The 21201-nt window shown below is 67.9% G+C and carries 18 protein-coding genes and 1 pseudogene; 13 read left to right on the top strand and 6 right to left on the bottom strand.

All coding sequences use genetic code 11. The annotated features are described in order from the left end of the window. Window positions 1–3148 (top strand): polymorphic toxin-type HINT domain-containing protein (locus ACFHYQ_RS18025; protein WP_394302326.1); only part of this gene is annotated, 3148 nt, incomplete at its 5' end. Between the two features lie 15 nt (window positions 3149–3163). Next, on the top strand, window positions 3164–3526 hold the full coding sequence (locus ACFHYQ_RS18030; RefSeq protein ID WP_394302327.1) for a hypothetical protein: 363 nt from the start codon (window positions 3164–3166) through the stop codon (window positions 3524–3526). A gap of 300 nt (window positions 3527–3826) precedes the next feature. Here ACFHYQ_RS18030 and ACFHYQ_RS18035 read toward each other — a convergent pair whose 3' ends face one another. Both ACFHYQ_RS18035 and typA read right to left on the bottom strand, forming a co-directional pair. After that, window positions 3827–4471, bottom strand: a complete 645-nt coding sequence (locus ACFHYQ_RS18035) for a superoxide dismutase family protein (protein ID WP_394302328.1) — start codon at window positions 4469–4471, stop codon at window positions 3827–3829. A gap of 152 nt (window positions 4472–4623) precedes the next feature. Then, complete coding sequence (typA, locus tag ACFHYQ_RS18040; protein WP_394302329.1) at window positions 4624–6480, bottom strand: translational GTPase TypA; 1857 nt, start codon at window positions 6478–6480, stop codon at window positions 4624–4626. A gap of 330 nt (window positions 6481–6810) precedes the next feature. Here typA and ACFHYQ_RS18045 point away from each other — a divergent pair, with 330 nt between their 5' ends. Beyond that, complete coding sequence (locus ACFHYQ_RS18045) at window positions 6811–7566, top strand: alpha/beta hydrolase (protein WP_394302330.1); 756 nt, start codon at window positions 6811–6813, stop codon at window positions 7564–7566. A 204-nt stretch (window positions 7567–7770) separates the two neighbouring features. Here ACFHYQ_RS18045 and ACFHYQ_RS18050 read toward each other — a convergent pair whose 3' ends face one another. Beyond that, the gene (locus ACFHYQ_RS18050) at window positions 7771–9207 is read right to left on the bottom strand and encodes an aldehyde dehydrogenase (RefSeq protein WP_394302331.1); all 1437 of its coding nucleotides are present in this window, start codon (window positions 9205–9207) and stop codon (window positions 7771–7773) included. Window positions 9208–9540: 333 nt separating this feature from the next. Here ACFHYQ_RS18050 and ACFHYQ_RS18055 point away from each other — a divergent pair, with 333 nt between their 5' ends. After that, window positions 9541–10431 (top strand): coiled-coil domain-containing protein, encoded by an 891-nt coding sequence (locus ACFHYQ_RS18055; RefSeq protein ID WP_394302332.1) that lies wholly within the window; start codon window positions 9541–9543, stop codon window positions 10429–10431. On the opposite strand, the pseudogene ACFHYQ_RS18060 reads toward ACFHYQ_RS18055, so the two are convergent. Continuing rightward, window positions 10413–11748 (bottom strand): annotated as a pseudogene (locus ACFHYQ_RS18060) (GH1 family beta-glucosidase). The gene ACFHYQ_RS18055 and the pseudogene ACFHYQ_RS18060 overlap by 19 nt on opposite strands. Before the next feature lie 89 nt (window positions 11749–11837). Between ACFHYQ_RS18060 and ACFHYQ_RS18065 the strand changes: the two are divergent. Further along, window positions 11838–12530: a TetR/AcrR family transcriptional regulator gene (locus tag ACFHYQ_RS18065; protein WP_394302333.1), complete on the top strand. Its 693-nt coding sequence runs from the start codon at window positions 11838–11840 to the stop codon at window positions 12528–12530. A 38-nt stretch (window positions 12531–12568) separates the two neighbouring features. Then, entirely contained in the window at window positions 12569–12901 is a 333-nt protein-coding gene (gene cutA, locus ACFHYQ_RS18070; protein ID WP_394302334.1) for a divalent-cation tolerance protein CutA, read from the top strand. Window positions 12902–13007: 106 nt separating this feature from the next. On the opposite strand, the gene ACFHYQ_RS18075 is transcribed toward cutA, so the two are convergent. Further along, on the bottom strand, window positions 13008–13769 hold the full coding sequence (locus ACFHYQ_RS18075; protein WP_394302335.1) for an IclR family transcriptional regulator domain-containing protein: 762 nt from the start codon (window positions 13767–13769) through the stop codon (window positions 13008–13010). Between the two features lie 192 nt (window positions 13770–13961). Between ACFHYQ_RS18075 and ACFHYQ_RS18080 the strand changes: the two genes are divergently transcribed. From ACFHYQ_RS18080 to ACFHYQ_RS18105, 6 genes are all read left to right on the top strand, one after another. Next, the gene (locus ACFHYQ_RS18080) at window positions 13962–14942 is read left to right on the top strand and encodes an ABC transporter substrate-binding protein (RefSeq protein ID WP_394302336.1); all 981 of its coding nucleotides are present in this window, start codon (window positions 13962–13964) and stop codon (window positions 14940–14942) included. 79 nt (window positions 14943–15021) lie between these two features. Further along, entirely contained in the window at window positions 15022–15738 is a 717-nt protein-coding gene (locus tag ACFHYQ_RS18085) for an ABC transporter permease (RefSeq protein ID WP_394302406.1), read from the top strand. Between the two features lie 149 nt (window positions 15739–15887). Then, complete coding sequence (locus ACFHYQ_RS18090; protein ID WP_394302407.1) at window positions 15888–16604, top strand: ABC transporter permease; 717 nt, start codon at window positions 15888–15890, stop codon at window positions 16602–16604. Between the two features lie 81 nt (window positions 16605–16685). Next, window positions 16686–17450 carry an ABC transporter ATP-binding protein gene (locus tag ACFHYQ_RS18095; RefSeq protein WP_394302337.1) on the top strand — a complete coding sequence of 255 codons (765 nt, stop codon included), beginning with the start codon at window positions 16686–16688 and terminating at the stop codon, window positions 17448–17450. Then, a complete protein-coding gene (locus tag ACFHYQ_RS18100) occupies window positions 17447–19063 on the top strand; it encodes a thiamine pyrophosphate-dependent enzyme (RefSeq protein ID WP_394302338.1) in 1617 nt (538 codons plus the stop codon). Before ACFHYQ_RS18095 ends, ACFHYQ_RS18100 begins: the two co-directional genes overlap by 4 nt. A gap of 75 nt (window positions 19064–19138) precedes the next feature. Then, on the top strand, window positions 19139–20269 hold the full coding sequence (locus ACFHYQ_RS18105; RefSeq protein WP_394302339.1) for an MFS transporter: 1131 nt from the start codon (window positions 19139–19141) through the stop codon (window positions 20267–20269). 30 nt (window positions 20270–20299) lie between these two features. Here the strand turns inward: ACFHYQ_RS18105 and ACFHYQ_RS18110 are convergent, their stop codons facing one another. Further along, window positions 20300–20671, bottom strand: a complete 372-nt coding sequence (locus ACFHYQ_RS18110; protein ID WP_394302340.1) for a phage holin family protein — start codon at window positions 20669–20671, stop codon at window positions 20300–20302. A 126-nt stretch (window positions 20672–20797) separates the two neighbouring features. Here ACFHYQ_RS18110 and ACFHYQ_RS18115 point away from each other — a divergent pair, with 126 nt between their 5' ends. Then, complete coding sequence (locus tag ACFHYQ_RS18115) at window positions 20798–21073, top strand: hypothetical protein (protein WP_204015084.1); 276 nt, start codon at window positions 20798–20800, stop codon at window positions 21071–21073. Window positions 21074–21201: the final 128 nt, after the last annotated feature.

Below are 21201 nucleotides of genomic sequence, written 5' to 3' on the forward strand. Positions count from 1 at the left end.
GGTCGAGCACGACCCGGCCGACACCGCCCACGGCACCGGGAGCATCTGGACCGGCACCGCCGCCAATGTGACCTCCGGGGCCGATGCGACCGTCACCATCCCCGCCGGAACACTCAGCGACGGCTGGAAGATCCGCTGGCGCGCCCGCGCCGTCAAGGGCGCCCTCCGCTCCGACTGGACGCCCTGGCAGACGGTCACCGTCACCATCCCCGACTTCCACACCACCACCTACGCCTACGACCGCAACGGCCGGATGGTCAAGCAGGTCGACGCGAACGGCAACGTCCGCACCTTCACCTACGACCTGCTCGGCCGCCGCACCGGCGGCCACGACCCCGACGCCGGCGACTCCCAGCAGGCCTACGACGACGCCGGGCACCTGCTGTGGTCCACCGACGGCAAGGGACAGAAGGTCTCCCACACCTACGACGACCTCGGCCGGAAGACCGCCACGTGGTCCGGGGAACCCGACTCCGGGACCAAGCTCGCCGAATGGACCTACGACACGCTCGCCAAGGGCAAGCTGACCTCCGCCACCCGCTACACCGGCGGCAACGCCTACACGGACACGGTCACCGGCTACGACAACATGGGCCGCCCCACCGGCTCCACCCTGACCGTCCCCTCCTCGGAAGGATTGCTGGCCGGGACGTATGCCTTCGCGACCAGCTACACCCTCACCGGGCAGATCGCCACGTACACCATGCCCGCCGCCGGCGGCCTCCCGGCCGAGACGGTCACCTCCACCTACACCGACCTCGACCTCCCCCATGGGATGACCTCCGACGTCGGCGGTGGGTTCACCTACGTGAACGCCACCGCCTACTCACCCACCGGACGGCTGACCGAACGCGCCTACGGCGCGGGCGGGAAGATCAAACGCGCGTTGGAGTGGGACGAGTCGACCGGATGGCTCAGGGGGGTCACCACCTCGACCAAGGCCGACACCCTCAACCCGGTGATCACCCAGGACGACCGCTACACCTACGACATCTCCGGCGAGATCACCCGCATCCTGGACGCCGCCACCGCCAGCGGAGCCAGCCCCGGGCAGTCGGAGTGCTTCACCTACGACGGGCTGCACCGCCTGTCCCAGGCCTGGACCACCACCGCCACCACCTGCGGGACGGGCACCGGCTCGACCGACAACCAGGGCATCGACCCCTACGCCCAGTCCTTCGCCTACGACGGCGTCGGCAACATCACCGGCCTGACCGATGGCGGGCAGACCGCCGCCTATACCTACCCCCAGGCCGGGGCGTCGGCGGTACGCCCGAACGCGGTCACCTCCATCACCCACCCCACCGGCACCGACACCTACGCCTACGACGCGGCCGGCCAGCTGACCTCCCGCACCGTCGCAAGCAAGAACGGCACCCTCACCTGGAACGAGCTCGGCCAGCTGGACAAGGCCACCATCGACGGCCAGGACACCACGATGGTCTACGACGCCGACGGCGAGCGCCTGATCCGGCGCGATCCGGGCGGCAAGGCCACCCTGTATCTCGGTTCGATGGAGATCGAGGTCAACGGACACGCCATCACCGGAAAGCGCTACTACACCTCCCTTGACGGCGCCATGGTCGCCATGCGGATCGGCGGTGACGGTGTCACCTGGCTCATGGCCGGCCTGCACGGCTCGACCCAGCTCGCCGTCAACGACCACACCGGCACCGTCTCCCGCGAACGCTACCTGCCCTTCGGCCAGCGCCGCGGCACCGACGACCTGCCCTTCACCGACCTGGGCTTCCTCGGCAAGGTCGAAGACGATTCCACCGGCCTGACCTACCTGTCCGCCCGCTACTACGACCCCGCCGTCGCCAAATTCATCTCCACCGACCCCCTCCTCGACCTACGCAAACCCCAATGGGCCAACCCCTACGGCTACGCAGGTAACAACCCCATCGGCATGTCCGACCCCAGCGGCCTTGCTCCGCTCAACGGCGATTGCAGCGAAGAGGCTAATCGTGCCCAAAGTTCGCCTCAGTGTCAGCAAATATTAGCGCAGGAGAAGTGGAACGCGTGCGTAGCCCAGCACAGTAAGAAATGGTGCCAGAATCAAGCCAAGAAAGGGGCGCAGCAGCGTCTTCGTGAACTTGCAAAAGCTTACGCCATTGAAGGCGGGATCGAAGAGGGTCGATTCTGTGCTTCGGGGGAGTTTGCGGCGATGCTGTACTGCATTAATCAAGTTGGCAAGGGGGGTAGCGCGGAGTTTGACTGGGGTGAGGCGCTAGGCATCGTGGCCACCGGCCTGTTGATAGCAGGATTTGGGGTCGAAGATGTTGCCGCAATGGTTCTCGGGACTGTCGGTTCCAAGGTGGGTTCATTCTTCTTGGCTAAGATGGGCCCAAAGTTTTCCAAGATCGAAAAGCCTTTGGCTAAATCGCGAAAGCCTGACTGTAATAGCTTCGTGCCAGGAACTGAAGTATTGCTGAGTGATGGCAGCCATAAGGCCATTGAGAAAGTTGAAGTCGGCGACGAAGTTTTGGCTACCGACCCTGTCACGGGCAAGACAGAGCCTCGGCCGGTGGTCGCGCTCATCACGGGACAGGGTGAAAAGAACCTCGTCCAGATCACGGTCGACACCGACGGCCCGCGCGGGGACAAGACTGGCACCGTCATCGCCACAGACCAGCACCCCTTCTGGTCAGAGGACCAAGGTCATTGGTTCAACGCCAAGGACCTGCAACCGGGGATGCGGTTGAGTACTCTTGGCGGTGACACGCTAGAAATTTTAGATCTTAACTCCTACCATCAAGATGGCCAGCGAGTCTATAACCTGACTATCGGTGGTATCCATGCGTACCATGTCCTTGCGGGCAACCAGGCAGTTCTCGTTCACAATACAAGTCCATGTGCGCATGCAGGGAATTATCGTAATAGTTTCCTAAAAGCAAATCCTGGCATGCCGAAAAATTATCAGGTCCACCACTCGCTACCCCAGAAATATGAGGAGACTATGTGGGAAGCCGGTGTGAATATTCATGAAAATCAGTTCCTGCGTGGGGTCGATCCTGGAATTCACTCCAAAATCACGACCGAATGGCGTCGCTGGGAGAGAAAGCTAGGCCATAAGCCAACAGCAAGTGAGATCATCCGCTTCGCTAGATATATTGATCACAAATACGGTCAGTATTTCTACAAGTAGAGAGTGGGAGATTTGGTGGACGAGAATCTTCAGAGGGCAGTCCTAGAGGACCTGGCTGGAGCGGTTGACTGGTGGGCCTCCACCGCCAGCGAGGTACTCACTGACCCAGAGGCTGACATCGCTTGGGCCGATAACCAGAGGGCGGTAGGCGCAATTCGAGGACTGCTGGTCGATTCGGAGCATGCCGAGGAAGTAAATGCAGCAATATTTGAAGTAATGCGCGGGCTTATGCATAGCGCGCTGTCGGTATTCGATGGTGCGACCCAAAGTGCCGAGATTGGACGTGTCTTCATCGTGGATGAAGCTGGTGAGGCTGTTAGCGGGGCGCTGCATGAACTTTTCGTCGAGCATCTCTTTGAGACGGGACGAATCGTTTAATCTGACTCAGCCTGGATCCATGGGCCGGAATCTGACTAGTTCCTGAATGCGTGAGAGGTGCCCTCCGAGTTGGGACGGTGGGAGTTCTTCACGCTTCCAACAGCCCGCCCGATAGGAAACCTCTCACATGCGATTGTTTCACGCCCCCAGTAAGACGCATGCCACCTTCGACGGTGAGCACGTGATCGGCCTGGCCAGACTGGTTCCCGCGTCGCCGGTTGGTCGACGTACTTGCGCTGCAGGTACAGTTCGGTGTCGATCAGGGCGTGCCCGAGCGGGCTGGCGTAGAGAGGTCGGGGCTCAGGTGTAGTCGAATACGCCGCAGCCGAGGCGGCGGCCGGCGTCGCCGGTCTTGAGGGTGGTGGCGTCCGGCCCGGCGGTGCCGGTGGAGTCCTTCGGGCGGGTGTACCGGTCGGGGATGTGGGCGTGGTTGTCGGGCAGGGCGTGGATGATCACAGAGCTGCCGTTCTTGTCCGCGAGTTGGTTCAGCCTGAACCGGTCGGTGGCGAAGGACGCCATGGCGGTGCCGTCCGCGGCGGCCAGCAGCGAGGGCAGATCGCCCGCCATGGAGTTGTGCGTCTTGTGACCGACGTCGAGGTGGCCGCCCGCACTGGCGAACGGGGTCCCGGTGGCCTTGTCGACGGACTTCGGGTCGCACACGCCGGCGGTGTGGATGTGCATGCCGTGGAATCCCGGGGTGAGCCCCCGGACGTTCACCGTGACCCACAGCTTCTTGCGGTCGAAATGCCCGATCTGGAAGGTGCCGAGCACCTTTCCGTGCACATCCTTGATCAGGGCGACCGCCGAGTCGGGCTGACGGTTGGCCGCGTCGGCCGCCGGCACGGCGTTCGCGTTCGCGGCACCCGCTCCGGCGCCGGAGACACCGACGACGCCGGTGATGAGGAGAGCGTTGACGGCCGAAACGATACGGGTCTTACCGAGCATGAAGGGCTCCTCCGGATGCGTTCTCTCTGCGCACAGGAGAGCATGCCCCCGCTCCGCCCGGGGATTGGGAAACGCCGCTCGTGGGAGGTAGTTTGCCCCGGTGTTGCCGTACCGGAATGAGCCCCGGGGCTCGTACCGGGGCTCGGGTCGGCTCAGCCGCCGGCGCGCTTGGCGCGGGCCGCGGCCCGGCCCCGGTTGGCGGCGTCGAGCACGGTCTTGCGGATGCGCACGGTCTCCGGGGTGATCTCCACGCACTCGTCGTCGCGGATGAACTCCAGCGCCTGCTCGAGCGACAGCACGCGCGGCGGGATCACCTTCTCCGTCTCCTCGCTCGTCGACGAGCGCATGTTCGTGAGCTTCTTCTCCTTGGTGATGTTCACGTCCATGTCGTCGGAGCGGGAGTTCTCACCGATGATCATGCCCTCGTAGACCTCGGTGCCCGCGGAGACGAACAGCGTGCCGCGCTCCTGCAGGTTCAGCATGGCGAACGCGGTCACCTGCCCGGACCGGTCGGCCACCAGCGAACCGTTGTTGCGCGTGCGCAGCTCGCCGAACCACGGCTCGTAGCCCTCGAACACGTGATGCACCAGGCCGGTGCCCCGGGTCTCGGTGAGGAACTCCGTACGGAACCCGATCAGGCCGCGGGCCGGGACCAGGAACTCCATCCGGATCCAGCCGGTGCCGTGATTGGTCATGTGCTCCATGCGGCCCTTGCGCACCGCGAGGAGCTGGGTCACCGCGCCCAGGTACTCCTCCGGGCAGTCGACCGTGAGCCGCTCGACCGGCTCGTGCACCTTTCCGTCGACCGTCCTGGTGACGACCTGCGGCTTGCCGACGGTCAGCTCGTAGCCTTCGCGGCGCATCTGCTCGACGAGGATGGCCAGGGCCAGCTCGCCGCGGCCCTGGACCTCCCAGGAGTCGGGGCTGTCGGTCGGCAGCACGCGCAGCGACACGTTGCCGACGAGCTCCTTGTCCAGGCGGTCCTTCACGAGGCGGGCGGTGACCTTCGCGCCCTTCACTTTGCCGACCAGCGGGCTGGTGTTGGTCCCGATGGTCATGGAGATCGCCGGTTCGTCCACGGTGATCAGCGGCAGCGGGCGGGGGTCGTCGGCGTCGGCCAGCGTCTCCCCGATCATGATCTCCGGGATGCCGGCGATGGCGATGATGTCGCCGGGCCCGGCCTCCGCCGCGGGCTTGCGCTCCAGCGCCTCGGTCATGAGCAGCTCGGAGATCTTCACGCGCTGGACGGTGCCGTCGGTACGGCACCAGGCCACCTGCTGGCCCTTCTTGATCGTCCCCTGGCGGACCCGGCAGAGTGCGAGCCTGCCGAGGTAGCTGGAGGCGTCGAGGTTGGTGACGTGCGCCTGCAGCGGCGCGGTCGGGTCGTAGACGGGCGCCGGGATCGTCGTCGTGATCGTCTCGAACAGCGGCTCGAGGTCCGGCGAGTCCGGCATCTCACCGTCCTGCGGCCGGGTCAGCGAGGCCCGGCCCGCCTTGCCCGAGGCGTAGACGATCGGGAAGTCGATCTGGTCCTCGGTCGCGTCGAGGTCGAGGAAGAGCTCGTAGACCTCGTCGACCACCTCGGCGATCCGGGCGTCCGGCCGGTCCACCTTGTTGATGCACAGGATCACCGGCAGCTTGGCGGTCAGGGCCTTGCGCAGCACGAAACGGGTCTGCGGCAGCGGGCCCTCGGAGGCGTCGACCAGCAGGACGACGCCGTCGACCATGGAAAGGCCGCGTTCGACCTCGCCGCCGAAGTCGGCGTGGCCGGGTGTGTCGATGATGTTCAGCGTCATCTCGCCGTGCCTGACGGCGGTGTTCTTGGCGAGAATGGTGATGCCCTTCTCGCGTTCCAGGTCGCCGGAGTCCATCACCCGCTCGTCGACGTCCTGGTTGGCGCGGAACGCCCCGGACTGCCACAGCATGGCGTCCACCAGCGTGGTCTTGCCGTGGTCGACGTGCGCGATGATCGCGATGTTCCGCAGGTCGTCGCGGCTTTGCAAAGGCATGTCGAGTCTCACTCTGGGTTCGTCGGGGTGTCCGTCCCGCGTCTCAACCGGACTACGGACGAGACGCGCTGTCGCCGCGATAACAGGTACGGCCTACCGATTTTAGTCGATCCCACGGGATGCACCGCACCCCGCAACACAGGCCGACGAATACGCTCATCGATGAGACTCTCACCGGTGATGGTCTCACGCGTGAGTGTTTCATCGGTGAGCCAGTCAAGGAGAGGTCGCTGTACGAGGTTCGCCGCCGCCTGGCGTAGCCAGCGCCACCCGCCGTGAAGCCGCGGTTTCCTCTGAGTGCGGCTCCTCGGTACGAATATCGTCGTGACCATGGATCTGGCTCCTGCCTTCGGTGCGATGCTGCGCACGGCGGACGGTGTGCGCCTCGACGCGGCGCACACGCCGAATGGTTCGCTTGATCTCGGCATCGTGGTCGCCCACGGCTTCACCGGCTCCTGGCGGGAGCCGCCGACGAGACGCATCGTGCACGTCCTGTCCCGCTTCGGCGGCGTGGTCTCGTTCGACTTCCGCGGGCACGGGCGCTCGGCCGGCCGGTCCACGGTCGGCGATCTGGAGGTCCTCGACCTCGACGCCGCGGTCAAGCACGCCCGCTCCATCGGATACCGGCGCGTGGCCACCGTCGGCTTCTCGATGGGCGCGGCGGTGGCCGTACGGCAGGCCGCCCTGCATCCGGGAGTGGACGCCGTCGCGGCGGTGAGCGGCCCGGGGTGGTGGTGGTACCGGGGCACCCGGCCCATGCGACAGGTCCATTGGGCGATCGAGCGCTGGCACGGACGGCTCGCGGCCCGCGTGGTCAAGCGGACGAGGGTCGCCACCGGTGGGTGGGACCCCATCCCGCTCCCGCCGTACGAGGCCGTGTCGATGATCTCGCCGACGCCGCTGCTGGTCGTGCACGGCGACGCCGACCCGTTCTTCCCTCTCGAGCACGCCTATCGGCTCTACGACAACGCGAGGGAGCCCAGGGAGCTGTGGGTCGAGCCGGGGTACGGCCATGCCGAGGCGGCGGCCACCCCAGAGCTGATCCGGAAGATTGCCGGGTGGATCGCGCGAACTATTTCGGGTTAAGGGTCGTCTTTAGGAATGTGGGCAACCCCCATGAGGGGTTTCGCACCGCCGATAAGGGGATCGGCGCACGCCGTTCAGGGGTGGGGCGAACGGTGTGGGCCCAGCGTCGCGGGGGCGCGCTGGGCGGGGACTCCCGGTCCTGTACGGCACCCGCCGCGCGAGCCGCGCGAAGCCGTACAGGACTGGGTCGTTCACAGGGAAGGGTCAGCCCAGGCGGGCGATCGACTTGTACTCCAGGTAGGCCGACAGGCCCTCGGGGCCGAGTTCGCGGCCGATCCCGCTGGCCTTGAAGCCGCCGAAGGGCGTGTTCGGGTCCATGGTGTTCATCATGTTGACCCCGTAGGTCCCGGTGCGGACCTGTCGGGCGACCGCCACGCCGTGATCGGGGTCGGCCGTCCACACCGAGCCGGACAGCCCGTAGTCGCTGTCGTTGGCGATCCGGATCGCGTCGGCCTCGTCCTGGTAGGCGATCACGGTCAGGACCGGGCCGAAGATCTCCTCCCTGGCGATGCGCATGTCGTTGTCGACGCCGGCGAACACGGTCGGCGCGACGTACCAGCCCCGGTCGAACGGCCGGTCGAGGCCGCCGACGACCGGCTTGGCGCCCTCCTCGATCCCGGACCGGATGTAGCCCTCGACGCGCTCCCGCTGCCGCTCGGCCACCAGCGGGCCGATGCCGGTGGCGGGGTCGCTCGGGTCGCCGACCTGCTGGCCGGACACCATGTCGGCGATCGCCTGGACCACCTCGTCGTACCGGCCGCGTGAGGCGAGGATGCGGGTCTGGGCGACGCACGCCTGGCCGTTGTTGAGCAGCGAGGCCATGGACAGGAAGCCCATGGCGGACGGCAGGTCGCAGTCGTCCAGGATGATGGCGGCCGATTTGCCGCCCAGCTCCAGCGTGCAGCGCTTGAGCTGCTCCCCGCAGATCCCGCCGATGCGGCGGCCCGCCGCGGTCGAGCCGGTGAACGCGACCTTGTCGACGTCCGGGTGGGAGACCAGGTGCTCGCCGGCCTCGCGGCCCGCCGCGACGATGTTGACGACACCGGCCGGGATCCCGGCCTCCTTGATCATTTCGGCGAGCAGGTAGGAGTCGAGCGGCGTCTCGGGAGCCGGCTTGATCACGACGGTGCAGCCGGCGACGAGCGCCGGGGCGAGCTTGCTCATGATGACGAACTGCGGCACGTTCCACGGCACGATCGCCGCGACCACCCCGACCGGCTCACGGCGGACGAGCACCGGCCCGAACAGACCGGGTCGTTCCTCCTCGACCGGGAAGGTCCGGCCGAGCTCCGCGAAGTAGCGCAGCATGCCGAGCGGCTGCGGGGCCTGCGCGAGCTGCGAGAACGTGATCGGAGAACCCATCTCCAGCGTGATGGTCTCGGCCATCTCGCCCTGGCGGGAGTCGTAGATGTCGGCCAGCCTGCCGACGACGGCGGCACGCTCGGCCATGGTCATCCGGGGCCAGGGCCCGTTGTCGAACGCGTCCCGGGCCGCGGCCACCGCCCGGTCCATGTCCGCAGGGGTGCCCTCGGGTACGCGGGCCACCACCTCTTCGGAATGCGGTGAGATGACCTCGATCGTTCCGGTACCCGCCGGGGCCACCCAGTCGCCCCCGATGAACAGCCTGTCGTGCTGCAGCATGTCCCGTGCCTCCTGATTGGGGCCTCCTGATGTGCGTGCCGTCCCACGCACATGCCGACCGAATCATGTTCTGTACGGCCTTGGCAAGAGCGCCTGAGCGAGCGGGGCGAGGCGGTCGACTGATCACTCCCCTCTCTGGCCGCCAGGGATCGGATAGAGAGCATCAGGACTCGAATTCGTATCGTCTTGGTCTCGAATTGGTCGATGGTGTGCTCGTCAAGTCGAGGAAAAGTGTGAGATAGGTTGCTTTTGGTGGTGGAGTTTCTCCTGTTCCGGTCACGGAGGCGAGGATCGTCTCCTATGGTTCGGACCGGATCTTGAGTGGAGGGTCGCGTGCGGTCGAGACGCCGGGTCGGGTTCTCGGTGATGTCAGTCGCGATCCTGGGCGTGCTCAGCGGATTTCCCGGCGCGGCGGCCGAGCCGGACCAGCAGGCCAAGATCCGCAAGCTGACCAAGGAGGCCGCCGCCCTCGCGAAGGCGTACCGCGGAGAGATCATCAGCCTGGACGACGCGCAGATCGCGGTCAGGAAGTCGTCCAGGAAGGTCAAGACGCTCAAGGTGCGGCTGCGCACCGCCCAGCGGGAGGTCGCCGAGATGGCCCAGACCAGCTACATGGGCGGCGGGTTCGACGGGACGCAGCTTTTCGGCGCGGGGACCGACCTGTCCTCCATCTCGACCATGACCTATCTGTCCCGGGCCAAGACCGAGCGGCTGAACAGCATCAAGTCGCTGATCGACCAGCAGCGTAAAGCGTCGCGCGAGGCCGACGCCGAGATCGACAAGCTGCAGGCGCACATCAAGGAGCTCAAGGCCAGACAGCGTGAGGTCGAGCGGAGCCTGGCCAAGTACGGCTTCCAGACGCCCGGAGCCAGCACCGGCCTCACCCAGAGGCTGGTGACGGTGCGCAATGCGGTCATGCGCGAGTTCCCGATGCCGTTCGGCGTCGGCTGCCTGCGCGGCGGAGACCCGGGCGAGCATGGCAAGGGACGGGCCTGCGACTTCATGATGAGCGGCGGCGGACGCATGCCGGACGCCGTCGCCAAGGCGCGTGGCGACGCCCTGGCGCAGTGGTGCATCGATCACGCCAGAGAGTACGGGATCATGTACATCATCTGGCAGCAGAAGTTCTACGACATGCGCACCGGCGCCGGCTGGCGGATGATGTCAGACCGCGGCGGGGTCACCGCCAACCACTATGATCACGTTCACGTTTCGGTGCTCTGAACCTCCGGGCTCTGAACCTCGGTGCTCTGAATCTCCGGGCCCTGCTTCGCGATCAGGTTTCTGAGCCAGTGATAGGACGCCTTGGGCGTGCGCTTCTGGGTTTCGAAGTCGACGTGCACCAGACCGAAACGCTGGTGGTACCCCTCCGCCCATTCGAAGTTGTCCAGCAGCGACCAGACGAAATAGCCCCGGACGTCCACGCCCTCGGCCGCGCGCACCGCCGCGATATGGCCGTCCAGGTAGGCGATCCGCTCCTGGTCGTCGATCCCGTCGTAGGAGCAGCCGTTCTCCGTGATGTAGATCGGCGGCAGCGCCGTGCCGTACCTCGCACTGAGGGACTCCAACAGCTCGCGCAGACCGTCCGGGACGACCGGCCAGCCGAAGGCGGTGGTCGGATAGCCGGTGACGGCGGCGAACTGGAACGGCAGGCCGCCGGGTTCGGCCCCCGGCCGGGCGATCCGGGTGGGGTTGTAGTAGTTGATCCCCAGGCCGTCGAGGGGCTGGGAGATGGTCTCCAGATCACCCGTACGGACGAAGTCGGGTTCCGGCCTGCCGTACACGGTGAGATCGGGATACGCGCCGATGAGGATGGGGTCGTTGAACAGCCGGTTGTGCAGCGTGTCGTAGGCCTCGGCGGCGGCGAGGTCCTCCGGTGAGTCCGAGGCCGGCCACACCGGGGTGCAGTTGTTGCTGATCATCACGCGTTCGGCGCCGCTCGCCCGCAGGGCCTGTACGGCCAGGCCGTGCCCGAGCAGTTGGTGATGGGCCACCGGCAGCGCGTCGAGGAAGAGCGTTCTGCCGGGCGCGTGCATGCCGAGGCCGTACCCGTACACCATGTGGACGAACGGTTCGTTGAGCGTGATCCACGTCTTGACCCGGTCGGAGAGCCGCTCGGCCACGACGGCGACGTAATCCGCGAAACGACGGGAAGTGTCGCGGTTGAGCCAGCCGCCCTCGTCCTCCAGTGCCTGCGGCAGATCCCAGTGGAAGAGCGTCGGAACCGGGACGATGCCCCTCTCGCAGAGGGCGTCCACAAGTCGGTCGTAGAAACCGAGCCCCGCGGGGTTGACCGTGCCGGACGGCAGGACGCGCGGCCAGGCGACGGAGAAGCGGTAGGCGTTCAGGCCGGCCTCGGCCTATGAGCGCCACGTCCTCCGGCCAGCGATGGTAGTGGTCGCAGGCCACGTCCCCGGTGTGACCGTCGCGGATCCGGCCCGGCTCGTGTGAGAACGTGTCCCAGATGGACGGCTCGCGGCCGTCCTCGTCGACCGCTCCCTCGATCTGGTAGGAGGCGGTTGCCGTACCCCAGAGGAACATTCGGCGGCCCTTCCATGGGCGACGTGGCCGATAACATGAGTGGAAGTCATGTTAACCGTTGTGCAAGGAAGTGGGGAGACAATGTCGGAATGACGAAGGTCTCGGGCGAAGTCTCCGGCGGAACGGCCACGGCGGGAGGAGACCCGGGGGGAACCCTGCGCCGCCGTCCCGCCCAGCGTCGCAGCCAGGAGCGGGTCGAGCGGATGCTGGACGAGTGCGCTCGGCTGCTCGACGAACTCGGCTACGACGGTCTGACGACCAAGGAGGTGGCCCGCAGGGCCGAGGTGCCGATCGGCACCTTCTACCAGTTCTTCAGAGACAAGCAGGCGCTCGTCCGCGCTCTCGCGCTGCGCAACCTCGACGCGTTCCTCGACCGGCTGGCCACGCGGTTCGCCGCCGAGCGGGTCTCCGACTGGACCGATGTCGTGGACGTCGCCATCGACGAGTTCGTCCAGATGAAGCGGTCCACCCCCGGATTCGCCGTGGTGGACTTCGGCGAGGTGCTGGCCGCACCCGGCGGTCCCGCGCTGCCCGGAACCAGGCGGACGCTCGACGCCGCGCTGGACAACAGTGCGGTGGTGGCGGACCGGCTGCGCACGCTCACGGTCGAGCTGCTCGGAATGTCGCGGAACGAAACGCTGGGCCGGGCGTTCCTGGTCGCCGTGGAGGCCGCCGACGCCGTGCTCAAGCTCGCCTTCCGTGCCGATCCCGAGGGCGACCCCGAGCTGATCGCCGAGTGCAAGCGCCTGGTCCGCCGCTACCTGTCCGCCCACCTCGCCTAGCCGGCGGCATCCGTACGTCTGAGAGATGGAGGGGCAAGATGGGGGAGTACGTGCAGGTTCAGGTGGCCGTCGACGACCGGGACAGGGCCGCCTCGCTCGCCCGATCCGCCGTCGGGGCCCGGCTCGCGGCGTGCGCCCAGCTCGTCGGTCCCATCACCAGCACGTACTGGTGGGAGGGCCGGATCGAGACCGCGGAGGAGTTCCTGCTGCTGCTGAAGACCACCGGCGAGTCGGTCGATCGGCTGACCGAGCACATCCGCGCCGAGCATCCGTACGACACTCCCGAGATCGTCGCACTGCCGATCGAGGGCGGACTCGCCGCCTACCTCGGCTGGATCGCCGCGGAGACCCGAACCCCCCATCAACCGTGATCTCGCGGTTTCTCGCATGCGGCCACGTCGTTCATGGTCGGCCGGCCGGATCGCTTCTCTCCTACGCTCGGATCATCGCGCATCCGGGGCCCGTCTGACAACGTTGTCAAGCGGTTGCGTGGAGGTCGGCTTCGATCCTGGCCGCGGTGGCGAGCAGCGGGGGGAGCAGGTCGCGCCGCGCGGACTCGAGCGTGGTCCGGCCGACATGCGACGACACGTTGACGGCCGCCGCCACTCTCCCGGTGCGGTCTCTGATCGGAGCCGCGATCGAGCGCAGCCCCTCCTCCAGTTCCTGGTCGACCAGCGCCCAGCCCTGCGCCCGTACCCGCTCCAGTTCCGCCCGGAGCGTCACGGGTGAGGTGGTCGTGTGCGAGGTCAGACGGCCCAGCGGCGCGCGGGTGAGGTGCGCTTCGAGTTCACCCGGGGGGAGCCACGCCAGCAGCACCCGGCCCATCGAGGTGCAGTACGCGGGGAAGCGCGTGCCGATCGCGATCGTCACCCGCATGATCCGCGCGGTCGGGACGCGGGCCACGTAAACGATGTCGGTGTCGTCGAGTACGCAGACCGACGCCGACTCGTGCACCTCGGTGACCAGCCGTTCCAGATGCGGCAGGGCGACCTCGGGCAGTGACAGGCTCGACAGGTAGGCGTATCCGAGCTCCAGAACGCGTGGCGAGAGGGAGAACAGCCGTCCGTCGGTACGCACGTAGCCCAGATCGGTCAACGTCAGCAGGAACCGGCGGGCCGTGGCGCGGGTCAGCCCGGTCTTGCGGGCGACCTCGCTCAGCGTCAGTTCGGGCTCCGTGGCGTCGAATGCCCGGATCACCGCCAGGCCACGTGCCAGTGACTGCACATACTCATCCGCCATCGGCCACCCACCTCCTGCCGGATTGATACCCCGGTCGTTCGACATCCGTACGGAGATTCTCATATCGGTCGGACAGCGGTGGAAGAGGGGGTGTTCACTATTGACGGGCCTTGTAAGGGTGGCGTAGTTTCCACACAATACGTGCCATTCGAGAACGATTGTTCGTATAGCGAACGCCCATCGGAGTGCCCAATGCATCGTTCCTCAAGCACCTCCTTAAGCACCTCCTTGCGCACGTCCCTGCTGGCAGCCGTCCTCCTTCTGGTCGCGGCCGCGTGCGGGTCCACCGGGACGGACGCCTCGGGCAAGGATGGCTCGGGTAAGGACAAGGTCGACGCCGGCGTGATCTCCATCGTGGACACCGCGCCCATCCACCTCGGCAAGGCCAAAGGCTTCTTCGACAAGCAGAACATCGACCTGACCATCACCCCCGTCCAGGGCGGGGCGGCCAGCGTGTCCGGCGTCGTCAGCGGGCAGTTCCAGTTCGCCTTCGCCAACATCACGTCCCTGCTGGCCGCCCGCGACCAGGGGCTCGACCTGAAGGTCGTGGCCAACGGCAACTCCTCCACCGGGGAGCAGGGCAAGGATTTCAGCGCCGTGCTCGTCAAGCCCGACAGCCCGATCAAGACGGCCGCCGACCTGGCGGGCAAGACGGTGTCGGTCAACCAGTTGAAGAACATCGGCGACACCACGATCCGCGCCTCGGTGCGCAAGGCCGGCGGAGACCCGTCCCAGTTGAAGTTCGTGGAGCTGCCCTTCCCCGATGCCCCCGCGGCCCTTCAGAACGGCCGGGTCGACGCGATCTGGGTGGTGGAGCCGTTCGTCACCCAGGCGATCTCGCAGGGCGCCCGCCCCGTCGCCTGGAACTTCGCCGACGCCGCGCCCAACCTGACCGTGGCGATGTACTTCACCTCGGGCAAGACCGACCCCGACCTGGTCAAGCGCTTCACCGCCGCGATGAACGAGTCGCTGGAATACGCGCAGCAGCACCCCGACGAGTCGCGGGACATCCTCAAGACCTACACCAAGATCGACGCCGACCTGATCGCCAAGATCACGCTTCCGAAGTGGCCGACCACGGTCGACCGGGACTCGATCCAGACGATCGCGGACGACGCACTCGCCGACGGCGTGCTGAAGTCCAAGGTCGACGTGGCGGCGCTGCTCTCGTGATCTGGTCAGGCGGCGGCAGGAGGCGGTCGTGAACCGGTTCTGGTACGGCATCGCCGGACTGGCCGGGCTCGTGGCCCTGATGGAGGCCGTGCCCAGGCTGGGCCTGGTGGACCCCCGCTTCCTGCCGCCCGCCTCCCAGATCTTCGGTGAGCTGGGCGCGCAACTCACCACGGCCCAGCTGTGGACCGCGATGGGCGAGACGTTGCGCGGCTGGGGAATCGGCCTCGCCATCGCGTTCTGCGCAGCGGTCGTGACCGGCCTGGTCATCGGGTTGATCCCGGGGTTGCGGGCCGCCACACACTCCACCGTCGAGTTCCTGCGGCCGATCCCCTCGGTGGCCCTGATCCCGTTGGCGACCCTGCTGTTCGGCGCGTCCCTCGGCTCCACCCTGCTGCTTGTGATCTACGCCGCGTTCTGGCAGGTGCTCATCCAGGTCCTGTACGGCGTCGCCGACGTGGACGACGTCGCCGCCGACACCGCCCGAGCCTACGGCCTGGGCTGGCCGGCCCGCCTGCGGCACCTCATCTGGCCGACGGCCCTGCCGTACGTGATGACGGGACTGCGGCTCGCCGCGGCGGTGGCGTTCATCCTGGCGGTCACCGCCGAACTCGTCATCGGCAGCCCGGGGCTCGGGCTGGAGATCCAGGTCGCGCAGAGCAGCGGGGCGGTCACCGCGGTGTACGCGCTGGTCGTGCTGGCCGGGCTGGTCGGCATCGCGGTCAACGCCGGGGTCCGCCTGCTGGAACGCCGTGTCCTGGCCTGGCACCCCTCCGTGCGAGGAGAGGTGCCCGCGTGACCGCCGACGACAGGGCAGACGTGCGAGACAGGGAGGGGCGGACGGCGCGCGGCGCCGGCCCGCGCGGCCTGCCTGAGCGGCCCCGACGGCCCGGGTGGCCCGGGTGGCCCGGGTTCGCGCTCAGACTGCTCAGACTGTTCGGGCTGCCCATGCTGCTCGTGCTCGCCTGGTGGGGGATCAGCGCCGCCTCGGAGAGTTTCTATCTGCCTCGGCCCAGCGAGGTGGGGCGGGCTTTCGCGGAGACCTGGCTCGGCCCCCGGCTGCTCGACGACGCGCTGCCCAGCGTCGGGCGGCTGCTCGCCGGTTACGCCGTGGCCACCCTGCTCGGAGTCGGCCTCGGCGTGCCGATCGGGTTGGTCCCGCGCCTGCGGGCCGTGGCCGAGCCGGTGCTGGAGTTCTTCCGGGCGATCCCGCCGCCCGTCCTGGTCCCGCTGATCATGCTGCTGGCCGGCATCGACACCACGATGAAGGTCCTGGTGATCGTGTCCGGCTGCGTCTGGCCCATCCTGCTCAACACGGTGGAGGGGGTGCGTGCCCTGGACCAGGTGCTCGCCGACACCTGCCACATGTACGGCGTCGGCCGGGTGAGCCGGCTGCGCCACCTGGTCCTGCGCGGGGCGAGCCCGCAGATCATGGCCGGGCTCAGGCAGGCGCTCTCCGTCGGGATCATCCTCATGGTGATCAGTGAGATGTTCGCCAGCAGCAGCGGGCTCGGCTTCACGATCGTGTTGTTCCAGCGCGGGTTCGAGATCCCTGAGATGTGGAGCGGCATCCTCCTGCTCGGCCTCCTGGGCTTAGCCCTGTCCGTCGTATTCCGGAGGATCGAGCGCCGGGTCCTGTTCTGGCATTGGAGCCATCGTGGTTGACGTGTTCGAGATTCCCCGTGTTTGAGATTCCCCGTGTTTGAGATTCCCCGTGTTTGAGGTTCCCCGTGTTCGAGGTGCACAGTGCTTGAGGTTCGTGGCCTGCGCAAGGTCTATGAGGGGCGCGGCGTGGAGGCCGTTCGCGATCTCACGTTCGACGTGGGCGAGGGCGAACTGGTCTGCGTCGTCGGGCCGTCCGGATGCGGGAAGACCACGCTGCTGCGGTGCGTCGCCGGGCTGCTGGCCCGTACCGGCGGCAGCGTGAAGCTCGGGGGAGTGCAGGTCACCGGGCCGCCGCGCGGTATGGCGCTGGTCTTCCAGGAGTACGGCAGGAGCCTGTTCCCCTGGATGACGGTCCGGCAGAACGTGGAGCTGCCGCTCAAGGAGAAGAAGGTGCCTCGGGACCGGCGCGCGGACCTCGTCGCCGAGTCGCTGGAGGCGGTCGGGCTCGCCGACGTGCCGGACGCCCACCCCTGGCAGCTTTCCGGCGGCATGCAGCAGCGGGTGGCGATCGCGCGGGCCATCGCCTACGAGCCGCAGGTGCTGCTCATGGACGAGCCGTTCGCGGCCGTGGACGCCCAGACCCGAGCCGAGCTGGAGGATCTCATCCTCCGGATCTGGCAGCGTCTCGGGATGACGATCCTGTTCGTCACCCACGACATCGACGAGGCCGTCTACCTGGGCGGGCGCGTGATCGTGCTGTCCGCCTCGCCCACCGTGGTGCTCGAGGACCTCAAGATCGACCTGCCGGCCGGACGGGATCAGCTTGTCACCCGGGCGCTCCCCCGATTCGCCGAATTGCGCGGGGAGGTCTACGCCCAGATCCAGCGAGCGAAGGAGAGCAGATGAGCACGGGCCCGATGAGCACCGTCAGGGACGCCACTTTCGAGGTGCTCCGCCGTACCGGCATGACGACGATCTTCAGCAACCCCGGGTCGACGGAGGTTCCGCTGCTGGCGGGGATGCCGGATGATCTGGAGTTCATACTCGCGCTGCACGAGGGTTCGGTCGTCGGGATGGCGACGGGATGGGCCATCGCCCACGGCGAGCCTGCCGTCGCGCTGCTCCACACCACGGCCGGGCTCGGCAACGCGGTATCGGCCATCGCCACGGCCCGGGCCAACCGAGCCCCCGTCGTGGTCGTCGTCGGCCAGCAGGACCGGCGGCACCTGGCGCTGGAGCCGTTCCTCGCCGGTCGGCTGCATGGTCTGGCCGGAGATTATCCCGTCTGGACCGAACAGCCCGTCCGCGCCCAGGACGTTCCGGGAGCCATCGCCCGTGCCCGGCACGAGGCCGTCACCGGTCGCGGTCCCGCGCTCGTGATCGTGCCGATGGACGACTGGTCGGCGGAGTGGGACGGCACCGTCGAGGCCGCGCCGACCGCGGTGGTGCGGCCCGCCGCGGTCGGCGACCGCGATCTCGCCCCGCTCGCCTCGCTGATCACGGAAGCGGACGCGCCCGCGCTGGTGGTCGGCGCCGGCGCGGACTCGGCCGAAGCCTGGGCCGGTCTGGTCGCGCTCGCCGATCGGCTCGGCTGCCCGGTCTGGCAGGAGTCGTTCGGCGCCCGGGCCGGCTTCCCGCAGGACCATCCGCGGTTCGCCGGGTTCCTCCCCGCCGATCGTTCGGGACTGCGGGGCGCGCTGACGGGGCACGATCTCGTCCTGGTGGTCGGAGCGGCGGCGTTCCGGCAGTACCCCTACGAATCCGGGCCGCTCGTCGAGACCGGCACCCGGATCGCCGTCGTGAGCGACGACCCCGCCGAGGTGCACCGCAGCCCGGCCGTGCTGGCTGTGCTGGCCGATCCCGCGGCGGCCTGCGCGCGACTGGCGGACATGCTTCCCGAGCGGCCCGCCGCCCCGCAGGCCCTGCGTACGGCGAGCCCTCCGCCGCCGGCTCGCTCCGATGGGCCGTTGCGCGCCGCTCATGTCCTGCACGAGCTCGCCGTACGGCTTCCGCCGGAGGCGATCGTGGTGGAGGAGACCCCGTCGTCCCGGCCGGATCTGCACCGGCTGCTGCCGGCCAGGCGGCCGCTGGGCTTCGTCTCCGCCGCCATGGGCGGGCTCGGCTTCGCGCTTCCGGCGGCCGTCGGCCTCCGCATGGCCCTGCCGTACCGGCCGGTGGTCGGGGTCGTCGGGGACGGGTCGGCGATCTACGGCATCCAGGCGCTGTGGAGTGCGGCGCACTATGGGGTGGGCGCGCTGTTCGTCGTGCTGGCCAACGGCCGCTATGCGGTCATGGACCGGCTGGCGGAGAAGAACGGCGCGGGTAAGGCCCCCTGGCCCGCGTTCACCGAGGTCAGTCTCTCCGCGATGGCGCGCTCCTTCGGCTGTCCGGCGATCCGGCTGGACTCCCACGGCGATCTCCTCGCGACACTCGACGAGGTCGTCCCCACGCTCGCATCGCGCACCGAGCCGCTGCTCCTGGACATCGCCGTCATGCCGGACGCCGAGTTCCGACCCTGATCACCCTTGTAAGTTTGGGGGATGATGAACCGTTCTGCGGTGACTCATAGCCGTTTGTTGCTTTTGGCCGGTTTTGTGCTGGCTGCATGGAACCTCCGGCCCGCGCTGGCCGGAGTGTCGCCGCTGCTGCCCGACATCATGGGAGATCTGGGACTCACCGCGGCGCAGGGTGGGGCGATCACCACGGTCATGGTGGTCTGCCTCGGGCTGCTCGGCCCGCTGGCCCCCGTCCTCGCCGGCCGGGTCGGGCTCGACCGCACATTGCTCGTCGGCCTGCTCCTCCTGGCCGCCGGCGTTCTCGTGCGCAGCACGGACGGCGTCATCGCCCTGTACGGCGGGGCCGCCCTGGCGGGCGCGGCCATCGCAATCATGAACGTCACCATGCCCGCCCTGGCCAAGCAGCACTTTCCCACTCGGATCGGGCCGGTCACCGGCGTCTACGTCTCGTCTCTGGTCGCCGGAGCGGCTGTCGCCTCGGCTGCGATGGTCCCGCTCGCCGGGGTGGTCGGCTGGCGGTCGGCCGCCGGATCGGCGGCGCTGCTCGCGCTGCTGGCCGCTCTGATCTGGGCGCCGCAGGCGCTTCGTACGTCGCCGCGACACGGTGGCCGCTCCTCGGGGCACCGGCCGTACCGGGCCCTGCTGCGCAACAGGACGACCTGGCTGGTCACGGCGTTCATGGGGTTGCAGTCGCTGACCTTCTACGTCACGCTGGCCTGGCTGCCGTCGATCTTCCAGTCGGCGGGTGTCGCCGCCGACAAGGCCGGATATCTGCTGGGGCTGGCGAACGCGGCCCAGATCGCGGCCACTCTCACTGTGCCGGTCCACGCCGGATCGGCCCGGTCCCAAGTCCCGCATGTGACGATTGCCGCGATCCTCACGATCATCGGCTATGGCGGGGTCATGCTCGCGCCGACGACGACGCCGTGGCTCTGGATGATCGTCCTGGGACTGGGGCAGGGCGCCTCGATCGCGCTCGCGCTGCTGCTCATCGCGTTGCGCGCGCCGGACCCGGCCTCCGTGACCGCGCTGTCGGCGGTCGCGCAGTCGAGCGGCTACGTGCTGGCGGCCATGGGGCCCGTGGCCTTCGGACTGCTCCACCAGCTCTCCGGCGGCTGGCGGGTGCCCCTGCTCGCCGGGATCGGCGTGTGCGTGTTTCAACTGGCATTCGGCGCGCTCGCCGCCAGACCGGTGCCTGCCCGGGTCTGAGACCCGGGCCATACGGCGAGCGGACCGAACTCAGTCGTCTCCGAGGATCATGTTGAGGAGCCAGCTGATCAGGCCGACGACGATCGCCCCCCAGAACGCCGCCCAGAATCCGCTGACCTGGAACGGGAGATCGAGCTTCTCGGCCAGCCAGCTTGTCAGCAGCAGCAGGCCGGCGTTGACCACGAGGGCGAACAGGCCCAGGGTGAGCACGTAGAACGCGCACCCCACGGTCTTGATGATCGGCTTGAGCACGGCGTTCACGACGCCGAAGATCAGCGCGACCGCGAGCAGGGTGACGATTTTCTCGGTCGTGGTGCCGGCGGAGAGCGTGATGCCGGGCACCAGTTCCGTGGCCCCCCAGAGGGCTGCGGCGACCACCAGGATCTTGAGTATGACCTTCACAGGAAGAATACTTCCATGTGCTGGCAAAGAACGCGCGGGTGCGCGCGGTGAAGCCTCCTCCTGCCTCCTGAGTAGGGCATAAATGGCAGGCCCGGGGGAAGTCCCCCCGTTTGGGGGTGAGGCCGGATGGACGAGCAAGAGATCGAGTCGCTGTCGGCCCGGGAACTGCACGACCGCGCCGTTCGCTATGCCGTACGGCATGGCGACTTCGGGTTTCTGTGGGACCTGCTGAAGGTGATCCCGGCGGCCGAGGCCGCCAGCGGGAAGGCCGATGAGACGGCCAACGACCTGACTCGGGTCTCAGCGCTGCTCAGCGACGCGATGGCGGCCGGGGAGGGACATCTCGGCGACGCGCTGCGCCCGGTCTACGTCGAGTATTTGTCGAGGCATCCGGACGCCTGACAAGGTCCGGATGCAGGCCGAAAATCCACCTGCGTATGACGACTTCATGACAACCCCGCTTGTAGGCTTGAAGCAGATCCTCTGAGGAGGGATCAGAACAGACTTTCATGAAGAGAGGACGCGGATGG

Source organism: Sphaerimonospora cavernae (assembly GCF_042435035.1).
In the GTDB taxonomy this organism is placed as follows: domain Bacteria; phylum Actinomycetota; class Actinomycetes; order Streptosporangiales; family Streptosporangiaceae; genus Sphaerimonospora; species Sphaerimonospora cavernae.

What these genes read in the sequence shown, in the direction of transcription:
- ACFHYQ_RS18035 (WP_394302328.1), bottom strand. Translation starts at nt 4,471, where the DNA reads ATGCTCGGTAAGACCCGTATCGTTTCGGCCGTCAACGCTCTCCTCATC.
- typA (WP_394302329.1), bottom strand. Translation starts at nt 6,480, where the DNA reads ATGCCTTTGCAAAGCCGCGACGACCTGCGGAACATCGCGATCATCGCG.
- ACFHYQ_RS18045 (WP_394302330.1), top strand. Translation starts at nt 6,811, where the DNA reads ATGGATCTGGCTCCTGCCTTCGGTGCGATGCTGCGCACGGCGGACGGT.
- ACFHYQ_RS18050 (WP_394302331.1), bottom strand. Translation starts at nt 9,207, where the DNA reads ATGCTGCAGCACGACAGGCTGTTCATCGGGGGCGACTGGGTGGCCCCG.
- ACFHYQ_RS18065 (WP_394302333.1), top strand. Translation starts at nt 11,838, where the DNA reads ATGACGAAGGTCTCGGGCGAAGTCTCCGGCGGAACGGCCACGGCGGGA.
- cutA (WP_394302334.1), top strand. Translation starts at nt 12,569, where the DNA reads ATGGGGGAGTACGTGCAGGTTCAGGTGGCCGTCGACGACCGGGACAGG.
- ACFHYQ_RS18075 (WP_394302335.1), bottom strand. Translation starts at nt 13,769, where the DNA reads ATGGCGGATGAGTATGTGCAGTCACTGGCACGTGGCCTGGCGGTGATC.
- ACFHYQ_RS18080 (WP_394302336.1), top strand. Translation starts at nt 13,962, where the DNA reads ATGCATCGTTCCTCAAGCACCTCCTTAAGCACCTCCTTGCGCACGTCC.
- ACFHYQ_RS18085 (WP_394302406.1), top strand. Translation starts at nt 15,022, where the DNA reads ATGGAGGCCGTGCCCAGGCTGGGCCTGGTGGACCCCCGCTTCCTGCCG.
- ACFHYQ_RS18090 (WP_394302407.1), top strand. Translation starts at nt 15,888, where the DNA reads ATGCTGCTCGTGCTCGCCTGGTGGGGGATCAGCGCCGCCTCGGAGAGT.
- ACFHYQ_RS18100 (WP_394302338.1), top strand. Translation starts at nt 17,447, where the DNA reads ATGAGCACGGGCCCGATGAGCACCGTCAGGGACGCCACTTTCGAGGTG.
- ACFHYQ_RS18115 (WP_204015084.1), top strand. Translation starts at nt 20,798, where the DNA reads ATGGACGAGCAAGAGATCGAGTCGCTGTCGGCCCGGGAACTGCACGAC.